The 25,698-nt window shown below is 38.3% G+C and carries 24 protein-coding genes; 12 read left to right on the plus strand and 12 right to left on the minus strand.

Annotation, left to right across the window (positions count from 1 at the left end):
• From CIK00_RS09955 to CIK00_RS09970, 4 genes are all read left to right on the plus strand, one after another.
• Positions 1 to 714: an ATP-binding cassette domain-containing protein gene (locus CIK00_RS09955; protein WP_101768717.1), complete on the plus strand. Its 714-nt coding sequence runs from the start codon at positions 1 to 3 to the stop codon at positions 712 to 714.
• On the plus strand, positions 701 to 1,294 hold the full coding sequence (gene mobA / locus CIK00_RS09960; RefSeq protein ID WP_101768718.1) for a molybdenum cofactor guanylyltransferase MobA: 594 nt from the start codon (positions 701 to 703) through the stop codon (positions 1,292 to 1,294). The genes CIK00_RS09955 and mobA overlap by 14 nt, the downstream gene beginning before the upstream one ends.
• Positions 1,281 to 3,059 (plus strand): bifunctional molybdopterin-guanine dinucleotide biosynthesis adaptor protein MobB/molybdopterin molybdotransferase MoeA, encoded by a 1,779-nt coding sequence (locus CIK00_RS09965; protein WP_101768719.1) that lies wholly within the window; start codon positions 1,281 to 1,283, stop codon positions 3,057 to 3,059. The genes mobA and CIK00_RS09965 overlap by 14 nt, the downstream gene beginning before the upstream one ends.
• Positions 3,060 to 3,243: 184 nt before the next feature.
• Positions 3,244 to 3,960 (plus strand): DUF3581 domain-containing protein, encoded by a 717-nt coding sequence (locus tag CIK00_RS09970; RefSeq protein ID WP_101768720.1) that lies wholly within the window; start codon positions 3,244 to 3,246, stop codon positions 3,958 to 3,960.
• A 120-nt stretch (positions 3,961 to 4,080) separates the two neighbouring features.
• On the opposite strand, the gene CIK00_RS09975 is transcribed toward CIK00_RS09970, so the two are convergent.
• From CIK00_RS09975 to nagE, 3 genes are all read right to left on the minus strand, one after another.
• Positions 4,081 to 5,415 carry a sensor histidine kinase gene (locus CIK00_RS09975; RefSeq protein WP_101768721.1) on the minus strand — a complete coding sequence of 445 codons (1,335 nt, stop codon included), beginning with the start codon at positions 5,413 to 5,415 and terminating at the stop codon, positions 4,081 to 4,083.
• Positions 5,396 to 6,073 carry a response regulator transcription factor gene (locus CIK00_RS09980; protein WP_101768722.1) on the minus strand — a complete coding sequence of 226 codons (678 nt, stop codon included), beginning with the start codon at positions 6,071 to 6,073 and terminating at the stop codon, positions 5,396 to 5,398. Before CIK00_RS09980 ends, CIK00_RS09975 begins: the two co-directional genes overlap by 20 nt.
• 184 nt (positions 6,074 to 6,257) lie before the next feature.
• Positions 6,258 to 7,640 carry an N-acetylglucosamine-specific PTS transporter subunit IIBC gene (nagE, locus tag CIK00_RS09985; RefSeq protein ID WP_101768723.1) on the minus strand — a complete coding sequence of 461 codons (1,383 nt, stop codon included), beginning with the start codon at positions 7,638 to 7,640 and terminating at the stop codon, positions 6,258 to 6,260.
• 448 nt (positions 7,641 to 8,088) lie between these two features.
• Between nagE and CIK00_RS09990 the strand changes: the two genes are divergently transcribed.
• Positions 8,089 to 8,811 carry a phosphatase PAP2 family protein gene (locus tag CIK00_RS09990; protein WP_101768724.1) on the plus strand — a complete coding sequence of 241 codons (723 nt, stop codon included), beginning with the start codon at positions 8,089 to 8,091 and terminating at the stop codon, positions 8,809 to 8,811.
• Positions 8,812 to 8,891: 80 nt separating this feature from the next.
• Here the strand turns inward: CIK00_RS09990 and CIK00_RS09995 are convergent, their stop codons facing one another.
• Positions 8,892 to 9,248 (minus strand): transcriptional regulator, encoded by a 357-nt coding sequence (locus CIK00_RS09995; protein WP_101768725.1) that lies wholly within the window; start codon positions 9,246 to 9,248, stop codon positions 8,892 to 8,894.
• A gap of 692 nt (positions 9,249 to 9,940) precedes the next feature.
• Here CIK00_RS09995 and CIK00_RS10000 point away from each other — a divergent pair.
• Both CIK00_RS10000 and CIK00_RS10005 read left to right on the plus strand, forming a co-directional pair.
• Positions 9,941 to 10,390 carry a DUF411 domain-containing protein gene (locus tag CIK00_RS10000; protein ID WP_101768726.1) on the plus strand — a complete coding sequence of 150 codons (450 nt, stop codon included), beginning with the start codon at positions 9,941 to 9,943 and terminating at the stop codon, positions 10,388 to 10,390.
• Between the two features lie 105 nt (positions 10,391 to 10,495).
• Positions 10,496 to 10,816, plus strand: coding sequence for a hypothetical protein (locus tag CIK00_RS10005; protein ID WP_101768727.1), 321 nt, complete (start codon positions 10,496 to 10,498; stop codon positions 10,814 to 10,816).
• Positions 10,817 to 10,850: 34 nt separating this feature from the next.
• Here the strand turns inward: CIK00_RS10005 and CIK00_RS10010 are convergent, their stop codons facing one another.
• Positions 10,851 to 11,822 (minus strand): hypothetical protein, encoded by a 972-nt coding sequence (locus CIK00_RS10010; protein WP_101768728.1) that lies wholly within the window; start codon positions 11,820 to 11,822, stop codon positions 10,851 to 10,853.
• Positions 11,823 to 11,887: 65 nt separating this feature from the next.
• Entirely contained in the window at positions 11,888 to 12,316 is a 429-nt protein-coding gene (locus CIK00_RS10015; RefSeq protein ID WP_101768729.1) for a MarR family winged helix-turn-helix transcriptional regulator, read from the minus strand.
• Between the two features lie 108 nt (positions 12,317 to 12,424).
• Between CIK00_RS10015 and CIK00_RS10020 the strand changes: the two genes are divergently transcribed.
• Complete coding sequence (locus tag CIK00_RS10020) at positions 12,425 to 12,727, plus strand: DUF3861 domain-containing protein (RefSeq protein ID WP_101768730.1); 303 nt, start codon at positions 12,425 to 12,427, stop codon at positions 12,725 to 12,727.
• Between the two features lie 182 nt (positions 12,728 to 12,909).
• On the plus strand, positions 12,910 to 13,290 hold the full coding sequence (locus CIK00_RS10025; RefSeq protein ID WP_101768731.1) for a DUF4156 domain-containing protein: 381 nt from the start codon (positions 12,910 to 12,912) through the stop codon (positions 13,288 to 13,290).
• A gap of 101 nt (positions 13,291 to 13,391) precedes the next feature.
• On the opposite strand, the gene yghU is transcribed toward CIK00_RS10025, so the two are convergent.
• The 5 genes from yghU to CIK00_RS10050 form a co-directional block, all read right to left on the minus strand.
• Positions 13,392 to 14,249, minus strand: coding sequence for a glutathione-dependent disulfide-bond oxidoreductase (yghU, locus tag CIK00_RS10030; protein ID WP_101768732.1), 858 nt, complete (start codon positions 14,247 to 14,249; stop codon positions 13,392 to 13,394).
• A gap of 50 nt (positions 14,250 to 14,299) precedes the next feature.
• Positions 14,300 to 14,974 (minus strand): haloacid dehalogenase type II, encoded by a 675-nt coding sequence (locus CIK00_RS10035; protein WP_101768733.1) that lies wholly within the window; start codon positions 14,972 to 14,974, stop codon positions 14,300 to 14,302.
• A 336-nt stretch (positions 14,975 to 15,310) separates the two neighbouring features.
• Positions 15,311 to 15,535: a DUF2188 domain-containing protein gene (locus CIK00_RS10040; protein ID WP_101768734.1), complete on the minus strand. Its 225-nt coding sequence runs from the start codon at positions 15,533 to 15,535 to the stop codon at positions 15,311 to 15,313.
• Between the two features lie 2 nt (positions 15,536 to 15,537).
• Entirely contained in the window at positions 15,538 to 15,735 is a 198-nt protein-coding gene (locus CIK00_RS10045; RefSeq protein WP_101768735.1) for a zinc ribbon-containing protein, read from the minus strand.
• 265 nt (positions 15,736 to 16,000) lie between these two features.
• Positions 16,001 to 17,008, minus strand: a complete 1,008-nt coding sequence (locus CIK00_RS10050; RefSeq protein WP_101768736.1) for a transposase — start codon at positions 17,006 to 17,008, stop codon at positions 16,001 to 16,003.
• A 375-nt stretch (positions 17,009 to 17,383) separates the two neighbouring features.
• Here CIK00_RS10050 and CIK00_RS10055 point away from each other — a divergent pair, with 375 nt between their 5' ends.
• The 3 genes from CIK00_RS10055 (at position 17,384) to CIK00_RS10065 (ending at position 21,563) form a co-directional block, all read left to right on the plus strand.
• The gene (locus tag CIK00_RS10055) at positions 17,384 to 18,082 is read left to right on the plus strand and encodes a DUF2786 domain-containing protein (RefSeq protein ID WP_101768737.1); all 699 of its coding nucleotides are present in this window, start codon (positions 17,384 to 17,386) and stop codon (positions 18,080 to 18,082) included.
• A gap of 296 nt (positions 18,083 to 18,378) precedes the next feature.
• A complete protein-coding gene (locus tag CIK00_RS10060) occupies positions 18,379 to 19,683 on the plus strand; it encodes an inosine/guanosine kinase (protein WP_101768738.1) in 1,305 nt (434 codons plus the stop codon).
• 428 nt (positions 19,684 to 20,111) lie between these two features.
• A complete protein-coding gene (locus CIK00_RS10065; RefSeq protein WP_101768739.1) occupies positions 20,112 to 21,563 on the plus strand; it encodes an amino acid permease in 1,452 nt (483 codons plus the stop codon).
• An 89-nt stretch (positions 21,564 to 21,652) separates the two neighbouring features.
• Here the strand turns inward: CIK00_RS10065 and hrpA are convergent, their stop codons facing one another.
• Entirely contained in the window at positions 21,653 to 25,534 is a 3,882-nt protein-coding gene (hrpA, locus tag CIK00_RS10070; protein WP_373322844.1) for an ATP-dependent RNA helicase HrpA, read from the minus strand.
• Between the last annotated feature and the right edge of the window lie 164 nt (positions 25,535 to 25,698).

Consider the following 25,698-nt stretch of genomic DNA (forward strand, 5'->3'; position numbering starts at 1 on the left):
ATGACTCCAGCTTCTATTCAGGCACTCGACCTCTCTGTTCGTTTTAAAAGCCGATTGCTGTTTCACATTCCTCAATTGAATTTAGCCCCTCGAGATGCCATTTATTTAACGGGTGATAACGGCGTAGGTAAAACGACCTTATTAAAAGTCTTAGCCGGATTACAAAAGCCGACCACTGGCAGTGTTAATATTCACCAACATACTTTTTTTAAACGCCTCTTTAGTGGATGCTATGAAGGGAGTATCATCTACCTCCATCAAACACCGTACATGTTTGATGCAACAGTATTTAATAATGTATGCTATGGATTAAGATTTGCGATAAAAGATCGCCAAAAACGTCGAAACGAAGCGATTAATGCGCTGCGCATGGTCGGCCTTGAAACATTAGCAAATGAACATGTCTCGGTTTTATCTGGTGGTGAACGTCAACGCGTCGCCATGGCACGTGCATGGGTACTTAAACCTAGCGTATTATTAATGGATGAATCCAGTGCCAGCATGGATCAAGAATCCATCAATCGCCAAGTCATTTTAGCGGAAGATTTATTGTCACGTGGCACCAGTTTAGTGATCACCAGCCACCAGCAAAATGCACTCACTGCACTTTGTCGCCGTCAATGGACAATCAATGACACCCAATTAATTGAACGAGCCGATCTTCAACTCGTTACAGATATCAAAAACAATAAGGATAATTATGCCTACGCCTGAACAAACCCATTGGATCATTTTAGCGGGTGGCCAAGCCAGCCGTATGGGAGGCAACGATAAAGGCCTGATAGAACTTGCAGGTCAACCCTTTATTCAACATGTTATTGATACACTGACACCCCAAACATCTCATATCAGCATTAATGCTAACCGTAATCAGAATATCTACAGCCAATATGGTGATGTGTTTGGTGATAGCATTGAAAACTATCCCGGCCCGCTCGGTGGCATGCATGCAGCTCTGCACCACATTAATAACGATTGGATTGGATTTGTACCTTGTGATTGCCCGCAACTCCCCCATGATTTAGTTTCTCGAATGACAGCGGCATGTCAACCTGACACTGATATAGCGGTTGCTCATAATGGTGATTACATTCAACCTGTTGTAACACTACTTCATCGCCGTATCTTACCTAAGTTAGAAGCTTTCTTAGCTAATGGTGATCGTAAAATCATTTTACTTTATCGCCAATGCAATATGATCACTGTGGATTTTAGTGACCAAACTGATGCTTTTATTAACCTTAATACCCCTGATGAATTATCACAATTTGGAGCACGCCATGACTCAAATTAACGCATCAGTACCATTATTAGGCTTTGCTGCATTCAGTGGCACCGGAAAAACCACCCTACTTGAAGCCATGTTACCTAAATTGGTCAAGCGTGGGTTACGCGTTGCCGTTATTAAACACGCACACCATAATTTTGATCTTGATGAACCAGGCAAAGATAGCTACCGATTACGCAAAGCAGGTGCAAGCCAAATGCTTATCTCCTCGCGTTATCGCCGAGCACTAATCAGTGAAACACCAACAACTGAAGCAACTTTGCCCTATCTAATTAACCAATTAGATCAAACTCAGCTTGATCTGATTTTAGTAGAAGGTTTTAAATCACTCGATTTCCCTAAAATTGAATTACACCGTCAAGTGATTAATAAACCGTGGTTATTTCAAGATGATAACAATATTATTGCAATTGCGAGTGACATTAAAGCCGACACGACCTTACCGCAAATAAGCATTGATGATCTCGAACAATTAACCGATTTCGTGGTGCAATACAGTTCTCAGTCACAACATCAGCCAATAAAAACAGCAAGTTGTGATGATGTTCAGCCACAAGGTCTGTTATCGGTTGAGCAAGGTCGCCAGCGTATTCTTACGCAAATAAAGACCATTGATAACCCACTGACCGTTGAGCTTAAACACGCACTGGGTCATATTGTACATACTGATATTCTCTCACCCGTAAATGTGCCACAACATACTAATTCAGCAATGGATGGTTACGCTATTCGTGGCGCAGATATTGATCTCAGTAGCTATACCGTTGTCGGTCAAGTGCTTGCTGGGCATCATTATCCACACCCATTACAAGCAGGTGAAGCGGTTCGCATCATGACAGGCGCACCCGTTCCTCAAGCTGCTGATACCGTGATTATGCGTGAACAAGCACATCAAGATGGTGACACTGTCACGTTCAATCTTGCTATGGGTGCGATTAAAGCAGGTCAAAATGTCCGTTTAGCGGGTGAAGATCTTGCAATTGATCAAGTTGCGGTCGCAAAAGGACAAACCATCACAGCACCAGAGCTTGGCATGGTCGCATCACTTGGGCTCAATGAAATAACCATCAATACTCCTCTTCGAGTGGCTATTTTCTCAACTGGTGATGAAGTACAAGCTCCCGGTGAAGCACAACGACAAAATTGTATTTATGATTCTAACCGCTATAGCTTATTTGCTTTACTGACTCATCTAGGTTGTGAAGTCGTTGATTTAGGTATTATTGAAGACAGTGAAACCGCGCTTGAAGCGACATTGAACCAAGCTAGCCAACAAGCTGACATGATTCTATCTTCAGGGGGGGTATCTGTTGGTGATGCTGACTACATTAAAACTATTCTTGATAAGCTAGGAGAAATTAATTTCTGGCGAATCAATATGCGCCCAGGTCGTCCACTCGCCTTTGGTCATATTAATGATATTCCGTTCTTTGGTTTACCGGGAAATCCTGTCGCGGTTATGGTGACATTTTTACAATTTGTAGAGCCCGCGATTCGTAAACAACAAGGTTATCAAGATTGGCAACCACAAACATATACTGCCATTGCAGCAGAACCTCTGCGTTCTCGTCTTGGACGCACTGAATATTTACGTGGTTATTTTAAGTGGGATGCTAACGGTCGTCTTACCGTAAAAACAATTGGTTCACAAGGTTCAGGTATTTTACGTTCAATGAGTGAAGCTAATTGCCTAATTGAAATTCCTCCACAGCAAGAATATGCACAAATCGGTGATAATGTTAGCGTGATTCCACTTGAAGTACGCTTATAACCAATAATGCATTCATTTATATGACTAAGCCCAACAATATTCGCTGGGCTTTTTTATGCCAACTATTATTAGTATGAATTTTATCAATATATATATTTACATTAATATCATCTGGCTAGACCATTAAAGTGATGTTTATGTTGTAGAATAGCGGCAGTCTTATTTTTAGGTATTATAAGTAAACATGTTTTTAGATTCATATTATTCAGATAACAGCGGTGAATTATCTTTTACTCGTGCACAAGCAAGTCATTTTGCAAAACGCGTAGCCGGTGACTTTAACCCTATTCACGATGAAGATAACAAGCGTTTTTGTGTACCTGGCGATCTGCTATTTTCGGTTCTTTTAGCGAATGTTGGCCTTAGCCAAAAAATGCGCTTCGAATTTGCAGGCATGATCAATGAATCAAGCTGCCTACTTATAGATATTAAATCCCCTACAGAGCTAGCAGTGATCGACTGTAAGGGTAAAGTTTACATGGATGTTAAACGTAGTGGCGAAACAACAAAAGATGAAGTGCTAATTTCACAAGTCACTAAAAACTATGTGCACTTTTCGGGAATGAACTTTCCTCACATCATGGTTCCATTGATGAAATCTAAAGACATCATGATCAACCCAACACGCCCATTGGTGATCTATGAATGCATGGAACTTGATTTCACTCGTTTAGACCTTACTGCGCCCACTGTTGAGCTAACCGATTCTATTATTGAAGTAGAAGGAAAGCGCGGGAATGTAACCCTTCATTTCTGTTTTAAAGAAAATGGGGAAATTGTAGGTACAGGCAGTAAGCGCATGGTAATGAGTGGCTTAAAGCCTTATTGCCAAGATAGTATTGATGACTTAGTGTCACGTTTTAATGAGCGCAAAGACAAATTTAACGCCATTAACAATTAATAGTTAATTAAGTCATCGTTAATCAGTCTCATTCATTATTACTCAAGAATGTATTACTAAGAAAAAGCCCAACCGACTATCGATTGGGCTTTTTTGATGGTAATGATATTTAGTGATGTTTTATTGATCTTTACTGCTAACTTCAGACGCGAGAGGTAAATACAATCGTGATCGTAATCCTGGATGATTATCACTGAAAACTAACTCACCATTATGGCGAATAACCACCGCTTCAACTAGCGATAATCCTAATCCAAAACCTTGATGGGTACGGCTACGATCAGCGCGAAACATAGGTTCACGAATACGTTTTTTATCTTCATTTGATACCCCCATGCCATTATCAATCACAACCACACCAAAATGATCAACAATAACATCAATAACACCCATCTCAGGCGTGTACTTAATTGAATTTTCAACCAAATTATAGACAGCCCTAAATAATAAACTAGGCTCACCTTGTAATCGGTATGGTTGATCTTCTCTAAAGCTCAGTTGCTGCTGTTTCTCATCTGAAATAGGTAATAAGAACTCAACCACATCACGACATACTTGAGACAAATCGACCCATTCTTTGTCAATATGCTGCTTGCCACTGTTTAAATTAGCAATTTCCAACATACCGTTAAACATACTAAGCAATACTTCTAAGTCATCATGGCATGCTTCTAATTCTGTTGTATATGGGGCTGTATTTTGGGTTAATAACCGTTCTAAGCGTAGTTTCATGCGGGCAATAGGCGTACGTAAATCATGAGCCATACCAACCGACAATGCCTTTAACGACGTCTCTTTTTTCTCTACCTGTTCTATCATGAAATTAAGATGCATGGCTAACACATCAAATTCATCATCATTGGTACTAACGGGTAACTTAACCCCTTTTTCACCTAATATAACCCGATTCATTCCCTGATTAACCCGCGCTAATTTTTTCAATATTACAACGGCAAATAATGAAGCTCCTGCCAGCATGATAATAACGGGGATAGCAATTCCAGAAAGTAACATTGGAATAACCGTCTCTCGGTACGATTGCATAAATTGGGGATTAATCTTTATGACTAACTCCATTCCTAAAGGCAATGTTACCACCTGAGATAATTGGGCAGTTTTACTTGGACCAAACATCAATGACGCCGTTGGATAAAGTAACAGTTCCTTATTAATGCGTTTTTCCGGCTGTACAATATAACTAAATGTCGTATTACTTTGCTTGCGTTGCGCTATCGTTCGGTATAATTCAGCGCTATCACCTTTGTTAACTATCATCGAAAACAAATTAGCTTCATTAACCAAATCACGTTTTAATTGCTGGTGGTAAAACGTTTCAGAACTAACCACTACCTGATTGATAAATAAAATAAAAATAAAAGCGACACAGGTAATAAAATACATCAACACTTTAAAAATAGTTGATCGCGACAGGTTTTCAGACCCGGCGTAAGACATAACCAGCCCCTCGAACGGTATGAATTAAACTTGGCTCACCATCTGATTCCAATTTCTTACGTAAATTAGCGATATGAACATCAATCACATTGGTTTTAGGATCAAAATGGTAGCTCCATACCGATTCAAACAGGCTCATGCGGGAGACAACACTTTCAACATGTTCCATTAAGTATTGCAGTAACAAAAACTCTTTTTGCTGTAAATTAATCAGTCGAGAACCTCGCCAGACTCGGTGTGATTTAATATCTAATCGTAAATCATCATAGCTATATTCAGACGAAACCGTTGCGACTAATTGATTACGTTTAACAAGAATATTGGCGCGAGCAACAAGCTCAGCTAACGCAAAAGGCTTCGTCAGATAATCATCGCTTCCCGACGTTAAGCCAACAACACGATCTTCAACGCTATCCATTGCACTTAATATCAGCACTGGCGTGTGGTTTTCCGCTGCCCTTAATGCTCCTAGCACTTTCAAACCATCTAATTGCGGTAACATGCGATCTAAGATAATAAGTTGATATTCATAACGGGTTGCCATCATTAAACCTTGCTGACCATCTTCCGCTTCATCGACTACAAAACCCTGCTCTTGTAATCCCCTCGCAATAAATTCGCGGGTTGTGAGGTCATCTTCAATTACTAATATTCTCATTTCATGCCTAAACCTAGATCTAATCACTCATTAATGCTTTACCCGTAACTCTTTAATATTATACACCGTACACATTTATTCTTAGGTATAAAAAAACGGCCTACCAGAAGGTAGACCGTTTAACGCGACCATAGGGGGAAGTTATGAAATCACGAATACTTTCTCTTACTTAACGAATGAAGACTTAAAGTGCTTTCATTTGGTTAGCAATAATCTCAGCTTGTGGACCAATAATAACTTGAAGGTTATTTGAGCCTACGTTTACAACACCCTTCGCACCTAACTGTTTTAGTTTAGCGTCATTGATGATTGTACGGTCAACAATACCTAGGCGAAGACGAGTAATACAAGCAGAGATATCAGTTAAGTTATCTTTGCCACCTAGTGCTGCTAGGTATTGTACTGCTAAATCAGCTTTGCTGTCTGTATCAGGGTTTGAATCTTCTTCAGGTGCATCTTCACGACCCGGTGTTTTAAGATTGAACATCTTAATCGCACCAACAAAGATCACGAAGTAAATAGCGCCAACCACGAAACCCATTGGAATGATTTCCCATGAATTATGCGCTGCTGGAGCATTATAGTTCAGGATGTAATCAATTAAGCCAGATGAGAAGCTAAATGCCATGTGAATATTAAGCATTGATGCAACAACAATACTTACACCCATCAAAATAGCGTGTACTAAGTACAAACCAGGTGCTAGGAACATGAACATAAATTCAATTGGTTCTGTAATACCGGTTAAGAATGCAGTTAATGCAACACTTAACAACATACCACCAATTACTTTCTTATTCTCTTTCTTAGCTGTTACATAGAAAGCCAATGCTGCACTTGGAAGACCAAACATTACAACAGGGAAGAAACCACTTAAAATACGTCCTGCAGATGGGTCACCCGCAAAGAAACGTGAGATTTCACCTGTAACAATTTGACCTGTAGCTGGATCGGTATAGTTACCAAACACAAACCAAACCATACTATTAAGAATGTGGTGTAGACCAAGTGGAATCAATAGACGGTTAGCAATACCGTATACAAATTCGCCAGGCATACCACTAGTAAGAATCCACTTACCTAAATGGTTGATCCCATCTTGCACTGGAGGCCAAACAAGGCTAAAGGCAAAAGCAAGAATCAATGCAACTAAACCTGTGATGATAGGTACAAAACGTTTACCACCAAAGAAGCCTAGGAATTCTGGCAATTTAATTGCATGGAAACGGTTATACAATAGACCGGCACATACACCAATAATAATACCACCAGCAACACCTGGGTCGACATCAGCATTTAGCGTTTTCATTGCAGCCATCATGATGAAATAACCAACCGCTGCCGCAATTGCTGCTGCTGCTGAGTTATCTTTTGAGAAGCCACCAGCAACACCCATAGCAAATAAAAGCGCTAAGTTTGTGAAAACCGCCTGACCACCTGCTGCAATAAAAGGTATGTTTAATAGATCGGGTTGTCCAATACGTAATAAAATACCAGCAATAGGTAATACTGCGATTGGAAACATTATCGCGTTTCCTAACTTTTGGAAATGTCCAAGAATACTCATTCCCTTCTCCATATCATCACATTAAAATTAATAAACAACATATGTCGTTTAAGCATGTGCTAACCATACAGTAGTTCGCAAAACTTAGTTCAAGATAAACATTAAGTTTTCTTAATGTTTGCGTTATTTCACGTGACAACCTTCACAATTTAAGAAATATCATGAAAATTAATTATAATAAATTACAAATTTAACATCTAAATAACCACCAAATTTGTAAACTTTATGAGTATAAATTATTATCTTATTGTTTAAGAAATAAAAAACATAAACATTACCTGACAAATAAGCATAGAAGTTGTTATCCAACGATTTTATTAATGACATTTGATACAATTTATGCGAAAAGAAACAGCCGATATTAAACCATGAAAAATATCACGTTATAACAGTCTTATTTTTTATGGCTTACTTAATTATTACATAATGACAAGATTGAACTCTCTCGATGATGACTTTTATATCTAAAAAATTACCTAATTTTATTGCATTAGGCTTATTTGCAATATTGCTATTTATTGCAATTCATATCTTCCCAGTGCCTGTGTTAACTACGCCAGTAAGTAGCGCGGCGGGTATTACATTTGCTTTATTAACCGATAGTGCTGGCAGTCCGTTTTTCCTTATCACCTCCGCATTATTGTGTCTTACCCCTGTTTTTATGCGGTTACCAAAGAAAACCATCACTAAAGTATGGATTCAATTTGGTATCTTATTAGTGTTAAGTTTTGTCACTAAAACAGTATTAAAACATGAAACAGCCATTCCTCGCCCTTATACCTATGAGTTACAACACTTACATTTAGTCGATTCACCTACTGCTTTCTATGCATTAGATTCAGCAGCTAAAGATAATATCGTAAAAGAAGCTTCTGCCTATGTCAGCCCTTGGCGTTTACGCAGCTGGGAAGGTGAAACAAACTACTCATTCCCTTCTGGTCACACTATTTTTGCAGCTATCTGTGTTTTATTTTGGGGTGGTTTTTTTATTCGCCAAGGTAAATATCTTATCGCAGGTGGCTTAATCATTTGGGCAACAGGTGTCGGTATTAGCCGCTTATGGCTAGGTATGCACTTCCCTTCTGATGTCATGGGGTCAATACTCTCAGCGGCAGTGCTTTATTTCTTTGTCCCTGAATGGGATGAAAATACTAAGAAAAACAGAAAATAACATATAATCACTAATAAAAAAAAGGCTCATCGAATAATACGATGAGCCTTTTTTATAAAATAAATAATCTTATGACAAACCTAACTAACACTCGGAATATGTTCGTACTCAACAATAAGTTGATTACCAACGTATGTTACTTTCTTAATTTCGCCATCAAAGATAAACGTATTCTTAACAATAGAGTTTACTAGCGATCCTTTTTGTACAGCTTCACGCAACGAAGGAAGTATTAAAACTGGATCAATATTTAAAATGCCACAAAAATCATTAACAAACTGATGTCGAATAACAGAATCCCCTCGCAGAATGTCTGAAAATTCAAGTTGCGTTAACTCTAGCTTTTTAGCCATCTCTATTTGAGTTATACGCATTTTTGCTTTGTAGCTCATCCATGTATCGTGCAAAACTCGACGATCTTTTTCAGTATATTGCATTTCTTTTCCTAAAGGCGCTTTCAATACATTAAATAAACCCAACGTTATTCATCACAGTGCGCAAGGGTAAATTTAAACGAATTGATTTTTTTATCCATAAATTAGCTGTAAGAATATGTGTCAGTCATTCATACGAGCAATATAATATAGGTATATTTCATACTTTATTACAAGTTATTCATTGTTGAATTGCAGATTAAACCTATAATGCACAAAAATCATAAAGGCTAAGTTAATCATCAAAATGATACGTCATTGGTTCTATTTTATTGTGCATAGCGTGCTAATCCTCACTGTATTAACCAATACAGCGTATGCACACACCACAAAAATAATGCCAATGCCATATTGTAGCTGCATGGAAAAGAGTCCCTGTTGCAAGAATAACGCTAGCGTTGAACAATATATAGCAACATCTGCTAACAATTCAATTTGTAGCGATGATTGTAATAGCGATGATTGCTCGTCACAGTCTCAACACCAACCAGCACTATTAACTAGCTTTAGTTTTCAATCTATCCATAGTACCGAAATACTCATAAGTGTATTGTGCCACTCCCCTCATTATTATCATGAACCATTACTAAAACCGCCTATAGCGTAAGTGTTTTCTCCACCAGCACCACCATACTTACACATTTATTTGCAGCCATATCGTCGTGGTATGCATCACGTTATTTAGGAATATGATTATGATCATCAAACGTACTTTATTAGCTTGTGCTCTTTTCGTTTCAGCAACAGCATCGGCCACAACAGCACCTATTATCAAAGGCACGAATTACTTATCACCGTATTGTGGCTGCTGTAAAGAATGGGTCGCACATATGAAAGATAATGGCTTTGAGTTAGAAAACGTTTACCAAGAAAATCTCACACCCACAAAAATCAAACTAGGCGTATTACCTGAGTATGCATCTTGTCATACCGCTCAAATTGAAGGTTATACTTTTGAAGGTCATGTTCCTGCGACTGATATCAAACGATTTTTAGCGAGCAAGCCAACAAGAATGAAAGGCTTGGCTGTTGGAGGAATGCCAATGGGATCACCTGGTATGGAATATGGTGATAAGAAAGACAGCTATAACGTGGTCGCTTTTGATGACAAAGGTCGCACGATGGTGTGGGCAAGTCATAACTAATCACTAAATAAAGCAAAGGTTGGCCTAAATATTTAGATCCAACCTTATTATCATTAAACTCTTCTACACTTAAATGAGAATAACACTCAACTACGAGGTTATCTCATGAATAAATTACTCAATAATGAAAAACATGAATTGATAGATTTATTAGATCAAGCACAATATACAGGACTGATCACTTATAAACACATCGATTCATTAACCACTGAATCCAGTTACTTTACAATAAATAAAGGTAACTACTTTGTTAAAATTCGCTTATCCGATCATGGCGAACACCATTCTCACCCACGAATTAATATTTACATTTTTGAAGATCAAGATTCCGTGAATAAATACTTAAATTTTTTCACGGAAAATGACGATGTCGATAGCTTTAATTCAGCAATTAAGCGTATCCATCGTTATATCTATGGTACGTAATTTTTTTAAAATATAAAAAGTTATAGTGCGCTATCTAAACACGTGACTCTGTAAATAGATCTCGATTAGGATCAGATTTCTCAGCCCACTCGGGATCTAATTCGCGCTTTTCGAAATAAATTTGCAAGCCATTAAAATAAGTAAATGCCGTTAACTCTGAATCTTTACCGAAATATTCAAAAAATACGTCTTCGTGATCAGCTAACTCGACTAGCGTTTGAATACCGCGTTCTAATGCCCATTGAATCGCAGGCGGTGCAATAATGGTACGGTACAGCATCAATTGTTTAATATCAGCCAACGCGACTTTACGTAGTTCTTTCGTCGAACGATGTGATACTTGTGCATTAGCCTGCTCTTCTGCCAATAACGCCCGTAAACTACCAATACTTGACTCACGCTCTGCTGGTGAATAACCATAAGTCGTTTTACAAAAGCGTAAGGCATAAGTCATTTTTTCACGCCCGACCAGCTCTATCACTTGTTCTAAATAAGGCTGAGGAATAGCATACAACGCAGCCAACTGAGTCACTGCGTGATTTAAACTCGTATAAATGATGCCATCATATTCAAATTGAAATGTCGTCGTCACATCATAGCAAGGCAAGCCATCAATATTGATTGGCCATCCCGCGTAATTGACTCGATCTTTAGCGATTTCAAACATCTTCCAACCACTAAAACGAAAACCTTCAAGAGCTTTACCCTCCATTTCAGACGATTCAAGTTCTTCTTTGGTCCAGTTAACCCCAATTTGTAGATGTTTATGGTATTTCTTATGCAGTTGCTGTTTCACTTTATCGCGCAGTACATCTAAGCTACTGACCTTTACCGCATTAGCAAAAGTAAAACACTCTTGGCAACACGGCAGCATAATCGGTAAGGTTTGATTATCATAATTTGGGACAGCCATAAAAGCATGGCTATCAAAATACGGCTCACCGCAAAACCAGCAGGTATGGCGGTAATTAAAAGGCACATCAATATTATGGTATGAAGAAATCATTTATCTGCTATTTATAAGTTAAAGTACGTTGAGTATTATGCAAAGACTGCCACCGAACAACAAGGTTATTTGTAACGAAGGTTATCCGTCATTTTATCGGCTAACTGTTGAAACAACGCTATCTCATCTAGACTAATGTTTTTTGTTATTTTTTCCTGCATCGTATTATCAATAACCACCAGTTTTGCGACAATCTCTATGCCACGATCAGTAACACATAAATACGAACTTCGCTTGTCTGTTGGATGGGCTACCTTAGTAATAAATTCTTTATCTATTAAGGTGTTAACTAACCGTGTAATTTGTGCCTTATCTCGTTCTAACACTGTTGCTATATCAATAGCGGTACACGGTGTCATTTTATTAATGATCTTAATTACTCGAACATGCATCGGTGTAACATCCAGATTAAGTTGTTCAATCTGCTCATGTAATTGACGTTTTAACGCATGTACCAATTGAAATAAATTATCTAGCGTTTTGTTATTAACCATTATATTTCCGCTATGTCCAAGGATTATATAGTTGACAATATCAATCAAATCTAAGTATAGTTGACATTATCAACTATACTCATATTTATTTCAAATAAGAGTACAATTATGTCTAATAAAAAAACCTATCGTATTACCATTGAAGAAGTAGAGTCTCCGTCATCTACCGCCCAAACCATGCAATTTGAATTTCAAGATAGAGAAGATCTGTTTAAGATAGTTAAAAACTTGAAGAAAGGCTGTGAGTTAGATGCAACGCAAGCAACAAGAGTCGGTGTTGCTCTGCGATTATTAGGCCCGGTTATGATGATAAACCGCAAACATCCACTTTTTGCTGACTTTATGCCCCACTTTAAAACATTTATGCAGTCACTTAAAAATACTGTTAAACAATCATTAATCGATAAGTGATTTCATCAGCTTAAATATCTTTCTTGGGGAGATACAAATATCAATACCGAGACTACATTGCGCATAATATTAAACGACTCATTAATTAATGTTGCAGCAGTCTGAATATTGATTTTATTCTCTTGCTAATGATCTTTTTTTAAATACACTCATGCGATATTTATTTTATCCGTGATCTTTACATGAAAAAACTAATGGTTAGCTCAATGTTAGCCTCAACACTGTTATTAAGTGGCTGTGTTACTTTCCCCACTACAGAATCAGCCAACGTCGATGTTATTTGGGATGATGTGAAAGCTGTTGAAAATTGTCAACGCCTAGGGATTGTATATGGTTCAGAAGGTCATTTTTATGACTATTGGTTCCATGCGGATAAAGACATGCTCTGGGGAACAATAAACCAAATGCGTATTAAAGCCGCGGCATTAGGTGCAAATACCGTGTATCTCTATCAACCACTTGGTTTTTCTACTTCAGTAACCATGTTTGCTAATGCTTATTTATGTCAGCAACCAGCCGTTACTTCAATCGTTAAACCTGAAACAATACCAGCTGTTAAATAACAACATAACAGACATTGGTTTTGCATTCTTGTGCCAAATTCTGAATTTATGACCGCTTAATTTAGGACAGCCATTGTTTGTAATGACTGCCCTAACATTAACTAAGGTTTCTGTAATAACACTGTTGTAATGTCTTGAGCATCATGACGCTCAGGCAATTGTTCCCATACTTCGCCCCAAGTACGATTAACAATGCGTCCTCTTTGTACCGCAGGACGATTAAGTATCATTGTTGCCCAGCGTTGAACATGAGTATAACTTGCTACATCAAGGAACTCGCTCGCACTATAAAGATGGCCTAATACTAAATTGCCATACCACGGCCACATTGCGATATCCGCAATACTGTATTCATCACCTGCAATATATTGATGAGACGCAAGCTGTTTATCTAACACATCTAATTGGCGTTTTACTTCCATCGTAAAACGATTAATTGGGTATTCTAGTTTTTCATCTGCATAAGCATAAAAATGACCAAAACCACCACCAAGATAAGGTGCTGAACCTTGTAACCAAAATAACCAGTTCATTACTTGTGTACGATCGTTAATTGACTGAGGTAAGAACAGGTCAAATTTTTCAGCTAAATAAAATAAGATTGAACCAGACTCAAAAATATTAACCGCTTGACCTTGTGAATGATCCACTAATGCTGGAATTTTTGAGTTAGGATTAATATCAACAAAGCCAGAAGAGAATTGATCACCTTCAGAAATATTAATCAAATGCGCGTCATAATCAGCGTCAGATTTACCCGCTGCTAACAACTCTTCAAGCATGATCGTTATTTTTTGTCCGTTGGGTGTCCCCATAGAATAAAGCTGCAATGGATGCTTACCTATCGGTAGTGCCTTATCATGTGTCGCACCTGACACAGGACGATTGATCTGTGCCCATTGACCACCATTGTTATTATCAAATTGCCATTGTTTAGGTGGAATGTATTGATTTGTCATGTTAACTCCTAACAATTGTTATTTGTTTACTAATAGTCGAGTTGATCGCATTATTGTTTATCTGCAATGATCATATCAATAAGATCCATCATTGAATTTGAATACATTTTTGGTTTTAAATACAACGGATTATACGGCAAACCTGTTCTATCAATATAAGCGGCATTCAAGCCTGCCGATAAAGCGCCATGTGTATCCCAGTCATGAGTTGCGACTAAACATAATTGGTCTATCGGTTGTTGTAATTTTTGAGCCGCAAATTTATAAACGGTAGGATCAGGTTTGAAACTTCCTGTCTCTTCTACAGAAATAATGTCATCGAAATAGTCAGTTAATTGTGCATATTCCATTTGTGTTGCAATGAGGGTTAATGATGAATTAGATAAAGCGACAACTTTAAACCCGTGTTGGCGCAACTTACTAAGTGCTGGCTTTATATCAGAATAAGGCGATAAATTTGAAAAAGCGCCAAGTAACTCAGTTCGCTGACCTTCTGTTAATTGAATCTTATAATTAGCGGCAACCGTATCAAGAGTAATACGGGCTAGCTCTGCAAAATTGCTTTTAACTGTTGTCGTAATACAGACCGTAGAAAGATGCAGTAACTTTGAAAACCAGAGAGACAGCGCATCTTCGCTACCAAAAGCTGACTTAAATATTGGCTTTAGAGCCCCTAAATTTAAAACCGTTTCATTTATATCAAAAAGTATCACTTTCTTGTTCATATAATTACTCTTTACAATAAGTTAAAACGCATAAACGATATCCTTATCGTAGAGTAACTATACTTAACATTGATAATTCAACTTGTCCAATATTCTATATACCGATTAATTAGATGATATATTCTATTTATAATAGATCACCGTATTGACGCGTTAGATACCAGCCTTATATTTTTTAACTGCTCGAAACTTAGAAAATGACATTTCTAACATATTCACAATCAATCCCTATTAAATACATAGCTATAACTACACCAATATCCTTAAATATCAGGTTATAAACCAAAAAACACTCGACATAATAATGCCGAGTGTCATAACTAATATCAATATGATTTACCCCTTGGGTGGATATGGATCATTTCCGTGACTATCTTTTTCTGCAATTTTGCCGTCTTTATTATGAATCACTAATTCTGATTCTTGATTCAAACTAATCGTTCTTGCACGATCGACAGCTTCTTGCTTCGTCTCAAAATGACCTGAAGATCTTTGTCCTCCACTTTGTTTAATATCCCAACCACCGTCAGAGTTTGAAACCACATGGGTACTTTTTGTCATCATCACCCCTTTTTGTATTTGGTATGAGCACATTTAGGGCAAGGTGGGAGTGTGTCAGTATGATCATCTAAATCAACTCGTTGACCACATTTTTCACAATAATAAGCACCTTTACCCGGTTTTTCTCCCGTTGTTGCCATTATATCTTCTCCATATTGAATCAAGAATATACCCATCAAAACCACTGGATATAATGTCATTATGCTCTTAAAAATAACGGCGTTTTGAGAAGTCACTCCAAATTATCTTCATAAGAGCACTCTGGACAGCCACATCTTTTACTATTGAATAGTGCCCCTAAAAAAATAAACCATTTCACCAACGACTGTGCTTTAGCTATTAAAATGACCGCTTAATATCTTATATTCTCCACTAAACCTGTCTTATTTCCATATTTCAAGATCGACAACGTCTACAATCCTGACGGTTATTGCAGTATTTTCATCTGATTATAAGAAGCTATCTCTAATTAGGGTGTAGCTGGTGACTCGCTGATTTTCCTTTGCACCAATGCCCACCAATACGTTGTTTGAAGGCGCACATTCGGGACCATCTACCACTTACATTGGCGTAATGTTCCATAAATTGTTCACTGTGCTCAAGCCAAGCATCCGGTGTTATTCCCATTTTCTGTAAAATCTTGGGCTGATTAGGTGCAATAAAACCTTTTTTATCATTTCGAATACACCGACCAGTCCAGTCAATCAGTTCAAGATAATCGACAAAAGCAAAGTTTATTCCTGCTGTTTTAGCTTGATGTTCTGCGCCAACAAAGGGTAGTAATTGGAAGTGACTTTTATTTGATGAGGATGGTTTAGAGGGGGTTTTCGTTTGGTGATGTTCACGAATACGTTGCTGAATAGAGGTAAAATCAGACTGTTCGAGTGACGGTGTAACACCCGCCCTTATCGGGTTTAAATCAACATACATCATGCACGATAATAATGCTTGTTCATCCAGTAGTGCTTGAGACTTAAACCGCCCTTCCCAAAACGCCCCTTTGCATTGATCTTCTTTATTCGATTTTCGCGCTATTTCTTCATTAAGGCAGCGCATGAACCAGCTAATACTGCCTAATCGTTGCTGCCATTCAGCCACTAAATTTGATAATGCTTGTTGTTTATCTGCGGCTATTTGACCCTCGTTTAAAAAATTGACAGCGATAGGATGACCACTAAATAACTGCAACCAACGTGATATCACATCTTCAGGGATTAGCTTTTGTTGTTGTTCCGTATCTATTTTTAACACTAAATGATAATGATTACTCATCACGGCATAAGCGCACACATCAATACAAAACACAGCGGCTAATTGTTTGATTTTATTTACTATCCAACCACGACGATGTTGATAGTTTTTACCGTTATACGGATCATCGCCACACAAATAGGCACGACGTACACAACGATTAATTACATGATAAAAAGGCGTAATTTGGGGCTCTATCAATTTCCGTCTTGAGATTGTCATTGGCTTCACCATAAGCAACTTGAAACTTAAGTGTAGTTACTTATGATTGATGTGCAATGTTATGGCTGTCCATTGTTTTATTCACCCACTATCACCAATAAAGTGCACAAACTAAGGTGCATCTCTTTCTCATTACTGCTCTTACTCATAACCGCTGTATCATCTACCAACTAACCAGGTTTAAGATAACCGCTTTGTCGTAATAACTACCTCTAAAGTCATTTACTTTTACACTTTAGGCGGGATATTTCTGACTAAATATCAATCTCCTATCGCAATTAACTGCAATTCACACCATTATCACAATTACAGGCTTGTAGTCTTAGGGCATAAAGCGGTAAAATATGTGCCCTATTTTAGTCATGAGAATGTTTAATGTCAGAACAGAAGCGAAAGGCCCTCAAGAAAATTGCAAAATGTCTTGAGTTGGGTAATTCAGCAAATGTGAACGAAGCAGCCCAAGCCATTCGTATGGCTCACCGCCTCATGCTCAAATATGGTCTAGAAAAAGATGATATTGAATTCATTAAGATGGGAAAAACCAAGTCAAAAACATTATTACCAACGGATATTAGCTCTCAAATTCTAAAAATCATTCGTGGTATTAATCGTCGTTTTGGGGTTGAGTGTGTTCTTACTAATTACAAGGGCTTAAAACAAGCTGAGTTTATTGGTGCTGCTGAACGGGCAATTTTTGCGGCCTTTGCCTTTGATATTGTTTACCGTGAAATGAACCAGCAAACAGGTCAATTCCGTAATAGCTTTGCAGGTACAGGCACGAGCACACCAGAAGTGACTCGTCGAGTATCATCATTTCTCGCAGGCTGGCTTGAAGGCGCATTAGAAAAACTACCCGTATTGAATACTGATGATGACCATGACCAGCGCATGGCAAACTACATTGATAAGCAGTTTGAAAATTTAGATCGTGAAACCTTTAAAAAACAACTTCAAGAAGCAATGAAATCACTCACTGATGATTATGAAAAAGGCATGAAAAAAGGCCGTTCTATCTCAGTAAATCGTCCTGTTGGTGGTACAAGTGCTCAACAAGAACTCAAACGCTTAAACTAGATTTATCGTTTCTAAACAAAAAAGTCGCTTTTGCGGCTTTTTTTATAATTATCTCTTTCCGTAACCAGTAATAGCAATAAAGACCGTGTTATTTATTTATAGTTAAACATGCCAATTGAACAATAAAAGCACCATCAAACTTACTTTATTAGCATCTAACCGTAGCTTTTTGAACAAGTCGTTTAAAAAATCGGCAAAATAATCAATTTCAATGTAAGAACATCAAAGAATTGGGATTTATCTCTCATTTTTATGATAGAATGAATCAAAATCCCTTATTTCTATAGCCTTTAGACATGAAATTTCCTGGTCAACGTAAGTCAAAGCATTACTTCCCTGTCAATGCTCGCGATCCATTGGTTGTTCAAATTCAACAAGAAAACCCATTAGCTAAATCACATCTTGTTGGCGTAGGTCAAACGATTGTTGATATTGAAGCCCGTGTCGATGATGACTTCTTAGCCAGACATGCTCTAAGTAAAGGCCACTCTTTAGTTCTTGATGAAGATAAAGCAGAATTGTTATACCAAGAACTAAAAGAACGTAAACTAATCAGCCATGAATACCCTGGCGATACCATTGGTAATACGTTACATAACTACTCTGTTCTTGCTGATGATAAATCAATCTTATTGGGTGTGATGAGTAAAGATCTTAAAATTGGATCTTACGCTTACCGCTACCTTTGCAATACTTCTAGCCGTATTGATCTTGATTACCTTCAACCTGTCTGTGGCCCTATTGGTCGTTGCTACACATTGATTACCAAAGATGGTGAACGTACGTTTGCTATCAATGAAGGTCAAATGAACCAACTCAGCCCTGATAGCATTCCTGAATGTGCATTTAAGCAAGCTTCTGCATTAGTTCTTTCTTCTTATTTGGTTCGCGGTAAACCAACCGACCCAATGAAAGACGCAGCACTTAAAGCGATTGAGTTTGCGAAAAAGAATGATGTGCCAGTGGTACTGACGCTTGGTACTAAATACGTGATTGAAGATAAACGTGAATGGTGGATTGAATTCATTAAAGAACACGTTACTTGTATCGCAATGAACGAAGAAGAAGCAGAAGCGCTTACAGGCGAAAAAGACCCATTAATGGCTGCTGATAAAGCACTAGAATGGGTTGATATGGTATTGTGTACCGCAGGACCTGTTGGTCTTTACATGGCAGGTTACACTGATGACGAACTAAAACGTGAATCGACATTGCCATTATTACCAGGCCGTATTCCTGAATTTAATAAATATGAATTCAGTCGTCCGATGGCAAAAGCTGATTGTATTAATCCAGTTCGTGTTTACTCTCACATCTCACCTTACCTTGGTGGTCCGATGGAGATAAAAAATACTAATGGCGCGGGTGATGCAGCACTATCTGCCCTGCTACATGATATGTCAGCTAACCGTTTTCATAAAATTAATGTACCCAACTCAGCTAAACATACTGCCAATTTTTTATCGTATTCTTCGTTCTCACAAATTTGCCAATATTCAAACCGTGTAAGTTATGAAGTACTTACTCAGCATGCTCCTCGCCTTTCTCATGGTTTACCCGAACATGAAGATTGCCTTGAAGAAGCATACTGGGAACGTTAATCACGACTAGATTACTATTTTTCAAAAAAGAGCGATTTATCGCTCTTTTTTATTATCTTCATTTTACCTCGCATAATGCCTCGCCAATTATTCATCGCCACCATTCTAATAACTTGAAATAAAACAATAAATATAAAAAACACACCTAATAATAGTCATTTTAGTGGGTTTTCTTGCCTGATTTATAATCCAATAACAACTATTAACTAAGATCACATTGTCGACACCCAATGGACAACAAACTGTGACCAAGTTAAAGGAAAACGTTTTCATTACTATATTTTAGTAAAAGTTTTACTAAAATCCATCCCCATGTTAACTGACTCAATAGCTTTAGTACTTTGAGTTGGTCATTTATTTCTCACATCTTTTGATAACACGTTTATTTCTAGTTTACGTTATCATCGATCTGATTCATGGAGGATATTATGTCTGAATCTATGCGCGGTACGATTGGAAAGTTTGCTCTATTGTCGATGACATTTGCAGCAGTCTTCAATGTCCGTAATATCGTTAACAACAACATTGAATTAGGGTTAAGCTCAGCACCTATTTTTCTTTTTGCTACATTGGTTTATTTCATTCCTTTTGTTTTCATTATTGCTGAATTTGTCTCTGCGAATAAGAACTCTGAATCAGGTATGTATGATTGGATCAAAAAACCGCTGGGTACAAAAGCCGCTTATATGGGCTCGTTCTTATACTGGTTTGTGAATCTATTCTGGTTTATCTCATTATTACCCAACGTTATTGCTTATGCTTCGTATGCGATGCTCGGTTATGAATATGCGTTCTCGCCAATGGTAACGTCAATGATTTCAATTGTATTATTTGCCGCAGCGACGCATATCTCAACCAAGGGTGCATCGTGGCTAGGTAAAATTTCAGAAATCGTTGCTTATGGTGTTTTCGCCCTCTTTGCTGTTTATGTTATTGGTGCCTTAATGGCATTAAATGGTGACACGCCACCAGCAGAGCCGATCACATTAGAAGCAATGACGCCAACCATTAACTGGGCAACTTTAGGTATTATGTGTTGGATTTTCCAAGCTGCTGGTGGCGCAGAAACAGCCGCCGCTTATTTGAACGATGTTAAAGGTGGCCAAAAATCGTTTATTAAAGTAATCATTACCGCAGGTGTGATCATTGGTAGCATGTATGCGATTGGCTCGTTATTGGTCAACGTATTTGTTGCACGTGGTGATCTCTCTTACTCTGGTGGCATGGTTGAGATCTTTACGGGAATGGCTCACTATTTTAACCTTTCAGCACCGTTAGTCGGACGTTTTGTTGGCGTAATACTGTTTATTGCAATGTTTGGTGCAATGATGATGTGGACAGCGGCACCAGTTAAAATTCACTTCTCTGAAATTCCTAAAGGTGTTTACGGTGAGAAAACAACGCAATTAAATAAATACGGTGTACCTGTACGCGCAGCATGGTGGCAGTTTGGATTTGTATTAATCATGCTGATTGCTAACGGTTTTGGCTCTGAATCTGTACAAGAAATGATGAGTACCGCAATCAACTTAACTGCGGGTACGGCAATGTTACCGCCAATCTTTATCATGGTGGCTTACTTTGTATTCCGTCTTAAGCATGATGATACCCCGCGTGATTTCCGCATGGGCTCTCGACTGTTTGGTATGGGCATGGTGTCAGTATTAATTGTTATCTTTATGGTCAGCATGACAGCATCTGCTTTCCCTCCCGGTGTTGATCTTGTTAAGGCATTCTTTATCAATGTATTTATGACCGCCGTATTTGCAGGATTAGCTTACTTGTGGATCTCTCGCTTTGAGAAAAAAACGGCTAAAACATCAACATCAACATCAACATCAACATCAACAAAGAATAAAACAGCCATTCAAACTCACTAATGAGTAATATTCATCTAAACAAAAGGCCGATGCGGTTATCGCATCGGCCTTTTTATTTATACGTTTTGTATTACAACTTACTTAAGTGATTAACACTCATTAATTGCATTACGAACCCGCTTATCAGAAATCGGATAAGGCGTACCTAACTGTTGAGCAAAGAAACTCACACGCAGTTCTTCAAGCATCCAACGTATCTCTTTGACTTTATCAGGTACGGGTTGCCCTTTCGGGATCTTATTCAATAACTCTTTATAATTATTAGTTACTGACTCAACTTTTAGAATATGAACCCGATCTTTATTAGGATCAATCGGCAGTTTTTCCATACGACGTTCAATGGCACGCATATAACGTAAAATATCAGGTAAACGCTTCCAACCACATTCAGTTGCAAAACCTTTAAATATTAAACTTTCAATTTGTACTTTAATATCCGACATAGCAAACGCCATACGTAAATCAATACGGCCTTTTAAACGCTTAGAAATATTAAATGCCGTTGTTAGAATTTCTTCTACCTGCTTAGCAATCTCAACCACCGTATCGCCAAGTTCTGCACGAACATATTCTTTTAATGCTTCAAAAGATTCAGGCTGCCAAGCTAAACCGCCCTTTTGTTCGATTAGCTTATCAATACCACACGCAATGCAATCATCAATTAAATCAAGCACACGACCGTACGGATTAAAGTACAAACCTAACTTCGATTTATTTGGTAGATTTGAATGCAAGTATTTAATCGGTGACGGTACGTTTAATAAAATCAAACGACGTTGACCCGCTTGCATAGCATTATGTTGTTCTTCTTCAGTTTCAAACAGTTTGATACCAACAGAATCTTTGTTATCGGTTAATGCAGGGAATGCTTTAACTTCAAACCCACCACGCTTTTGTTGATAACGTTCAGGCAACGCACCAAAGGTCCATGATTTCAAACCTTCTTGCTCAATATCATCATCAGCCACTTGCGATAAGGTTTCTTGTACCTTTTCTTTCAAGTTTTCTTTTAAGCCATAGATATCTTTACTTTCACGTAACTTACGGTTGTGATGATCAACTGCACGATAGGTAATCTTAAGGTGATCAGTGATCTGCTCTAATTTCCAATCTTCACGAATTAAGGTCACACCTGTCATTCGTTTCAACTCTTTTTCGAGCGCATCAAGTAACGGCATTTCTAACGGTGTCACGCGCGCAAGGAAAGCATCCGCATAATTGGGAGCTGGCACAAAGTTACGGCGTAACGGTTTTGGTAACGATTTAATTAACGCAACCACTAACTCATGACGTAAACCTGGAATTTGCCAATCAAAACCATCAGGCTTCACTTGATTTAAAATCGCTAGTGGTACATGCACTGTCACACCATCGTTATCTTCACCCGGCTCGAACTGATAGCTTAATTTAAGCTTCAAGTTTCCTTGGTGCCAGAAGTTAGGATAATCAAGATCAGTAACATGGCTTGCATCACCACGGAACAACATTTCACGTTCAAAGTTAAGCAGCTCTGGATTTTCTTTTGATGCTATCTTCCACCAGCCATCAAAATGACGACCTGACGTTACACTTAAATCAATGCGTTGATCGTAGAAGTTAAACAACTCATCATCATCAATCAAAATATCACGACGACGTGATTTATGCTCAAGCTCTTCAACTTCACGCAATAACTTACGGTTTTGCTGATAGAACTTATGCTTAGTATCCCAATCACCGTCAACTAATGCTGAACGAATGAATATTTCACGAGATAACGCAGGATCAATATTACCGTAGTTAACTTTGCGTTGACTAACCACTGGAATACCATACAAGGTGATTTTTTCAAACGCATGAACAGCCGCTGATTTTTTCTCCCAGTGAGGTTCACTGTAACTACGCTTAATTAAATGCTCAGCTAAAGGTTCAACCCATTCAGGCTCAATCTTTGCCGCAACGCGTCCCCATAAGCGTGAGGTTTCAACCAGTTCAGCAACCATCACCCATTTAGGCTGTTTCTTGAAAATGCCTGATCCTGGGAAGATATTAAAGCGAGCATTACGCGCACCTTGATATTCGTTCTTCTCTTGATCTTTCATACCGATATGCGATAGCAAACCACTTAACAGTGCGATATGAATACCGTCATAACTGGCTTCATTACCATTGATCTTTAAATCAAGCTCTTTAACAACTTGATTAACTTGGTAATAAATATCTTGCCACTCACGAATACGTAAGTAGTTTAAGTATTCTTTCTTACACAAACGGCGGAAATGGTTATTGGATAATTCTTTCTGTTGTTCTTGAATGTAATCCCATAGGTTTACAAACGTGACAAAATCAGAGTCTTTATCGTAAAAACGACGGTGTTTTTCATCTGATTGTTGCTTTTTATCTGATGGACGTTCGCGCGGATCTTGAATGGATAGCGCACAAGCAATGATCATCACTTCACGTAATGATCCTGTTTTAGGTGCTTCTAATACCATTCGCGCTAAACGAGGATCAATCGGCAAACGTGCTAACTGACGTCCAAGATTTGATAAACGTTTACGAGGATCGGTTGCCTTAGGATTAATAGCGCCTAATTCTTCCAGCAAACGAATACCATCTTGAATATTACGGTTATCAGGTGCTTCTAAAAATGGGAAGGCTTGAATATCACCTAAACCAATCGCCGTCATTTGCAAAATAACTGACGCTAAGTTAGTACGTAGAATTTCTGGATCAGTAAATTCTGGGCGTGATAAGAAATCATCCTCAGAATATAAACGAATACAGATACCTTCTTGTACACGACCACAACGACCCATCCGCTGATTTGCACTGGCTTGTGAAATTGCTTCAATAGGCAGACGTTGTACTTTAGTACGGTAACTATAACGACTAATACGTGCAGTACCGGGGTCAATAACATATTTGATCCCAGGAACAGTTAACGAGGTTTCAGCAACGTTGGTTGATAAAACAATTCGACGACCAGCATGTGACTGGAACACTCGATTTTGTTCGTTAGCAGATAAACGCGCGTACAGCGGTAATACTTCGGTATGACGTATATTACGTTTTTCTAATGCATCTGCGGTATCACGAATTTCACGCTCACCGTTCATGAAGATCAGAATATCGCCCATGCCTTCATCGCACAGTTCATCAACCGCGTCAAAAATCGCATCAAGTTGGTCACGATCAGTGTCATCGCCATCTTCAATAACAGGACGGTAACGCACTTCTACTGGGAAGGTACGACCTGAAACTTCAATGATCGGAGCATTATTAAAGTGCTTTGAAAAACGCTCAGGATCGATAGTTGCCGATGTAATAATAACTTTTAAATCTGGGCGCTTAGGCAATAATTCGCGTAAGTAACCCATGATAAAGTCAATATTAAGACTACGTTCGTGCGCTTCATCGATAATGATGGTGTCGTATTGACTTAAAAAACGATCATGCTGAATTTCAGCCAGCAAGATACCATCAGTCATTAACTTAACGTGGCTACGATCAGAAACCTGATCATTAAATCGGACTTTATAGCCGACATGCGAACCTAGCTCACACTCCATTTCCTCGGCAATACGTGTTGCAACAGTACGAGCAGCAAGACGACGAGGCTGAGTATGACCAATCATACCGTGTGTACCACGGCCCAGTTCTAAACAGATTTTCGGTAACTGAGTCGTTTTACCCGAGCCTGTTTCACCGGCAACAATAACCACTTGATTATGTTTAATGGCTTCTGCAATGTCGTCTTTCTTCTGACTAACAGGTAACTGAGCAGGATAAATGATTTTAGGACGATGATTACGGCGTAATTCCACCATTTGCATCGATTTAGCAATATCTAACGCAATTTCATCAAATACCGCGTGCTTGGCTTTTTCATTTTTAATTCGTGCCGCACCTTGCACACGTTTGTGCAATCGAAAACGATCGCGCATCATGCAATCTTTAATCGCGGCTTTTAACGTTTTTTCATTATTCAAAACGTCTGGTTGAGTTTGGTTAGACTGACTCAATGTTATTCCTGACTTTTCAATGACTAAGTAAAACCCAACCTGCAAGCTTAAGCATGTGTTGAGTATAGAAATACTACAAAATTTTTGTTAATTCTATCACAAAATCAGGCCATTGCAGCGCGCTAAAAAGA

Source organism: Photobacterium carnosum (genome assembly GCF_002849605.1).
In the GTDB taxonomy this organism is placed as follows: Bacteria; Pseudomonadota; Gammaproteobacteria; order Enterobacterales; family Vibrionaceae; genus Photobacterium; species Photobacterium carnosum.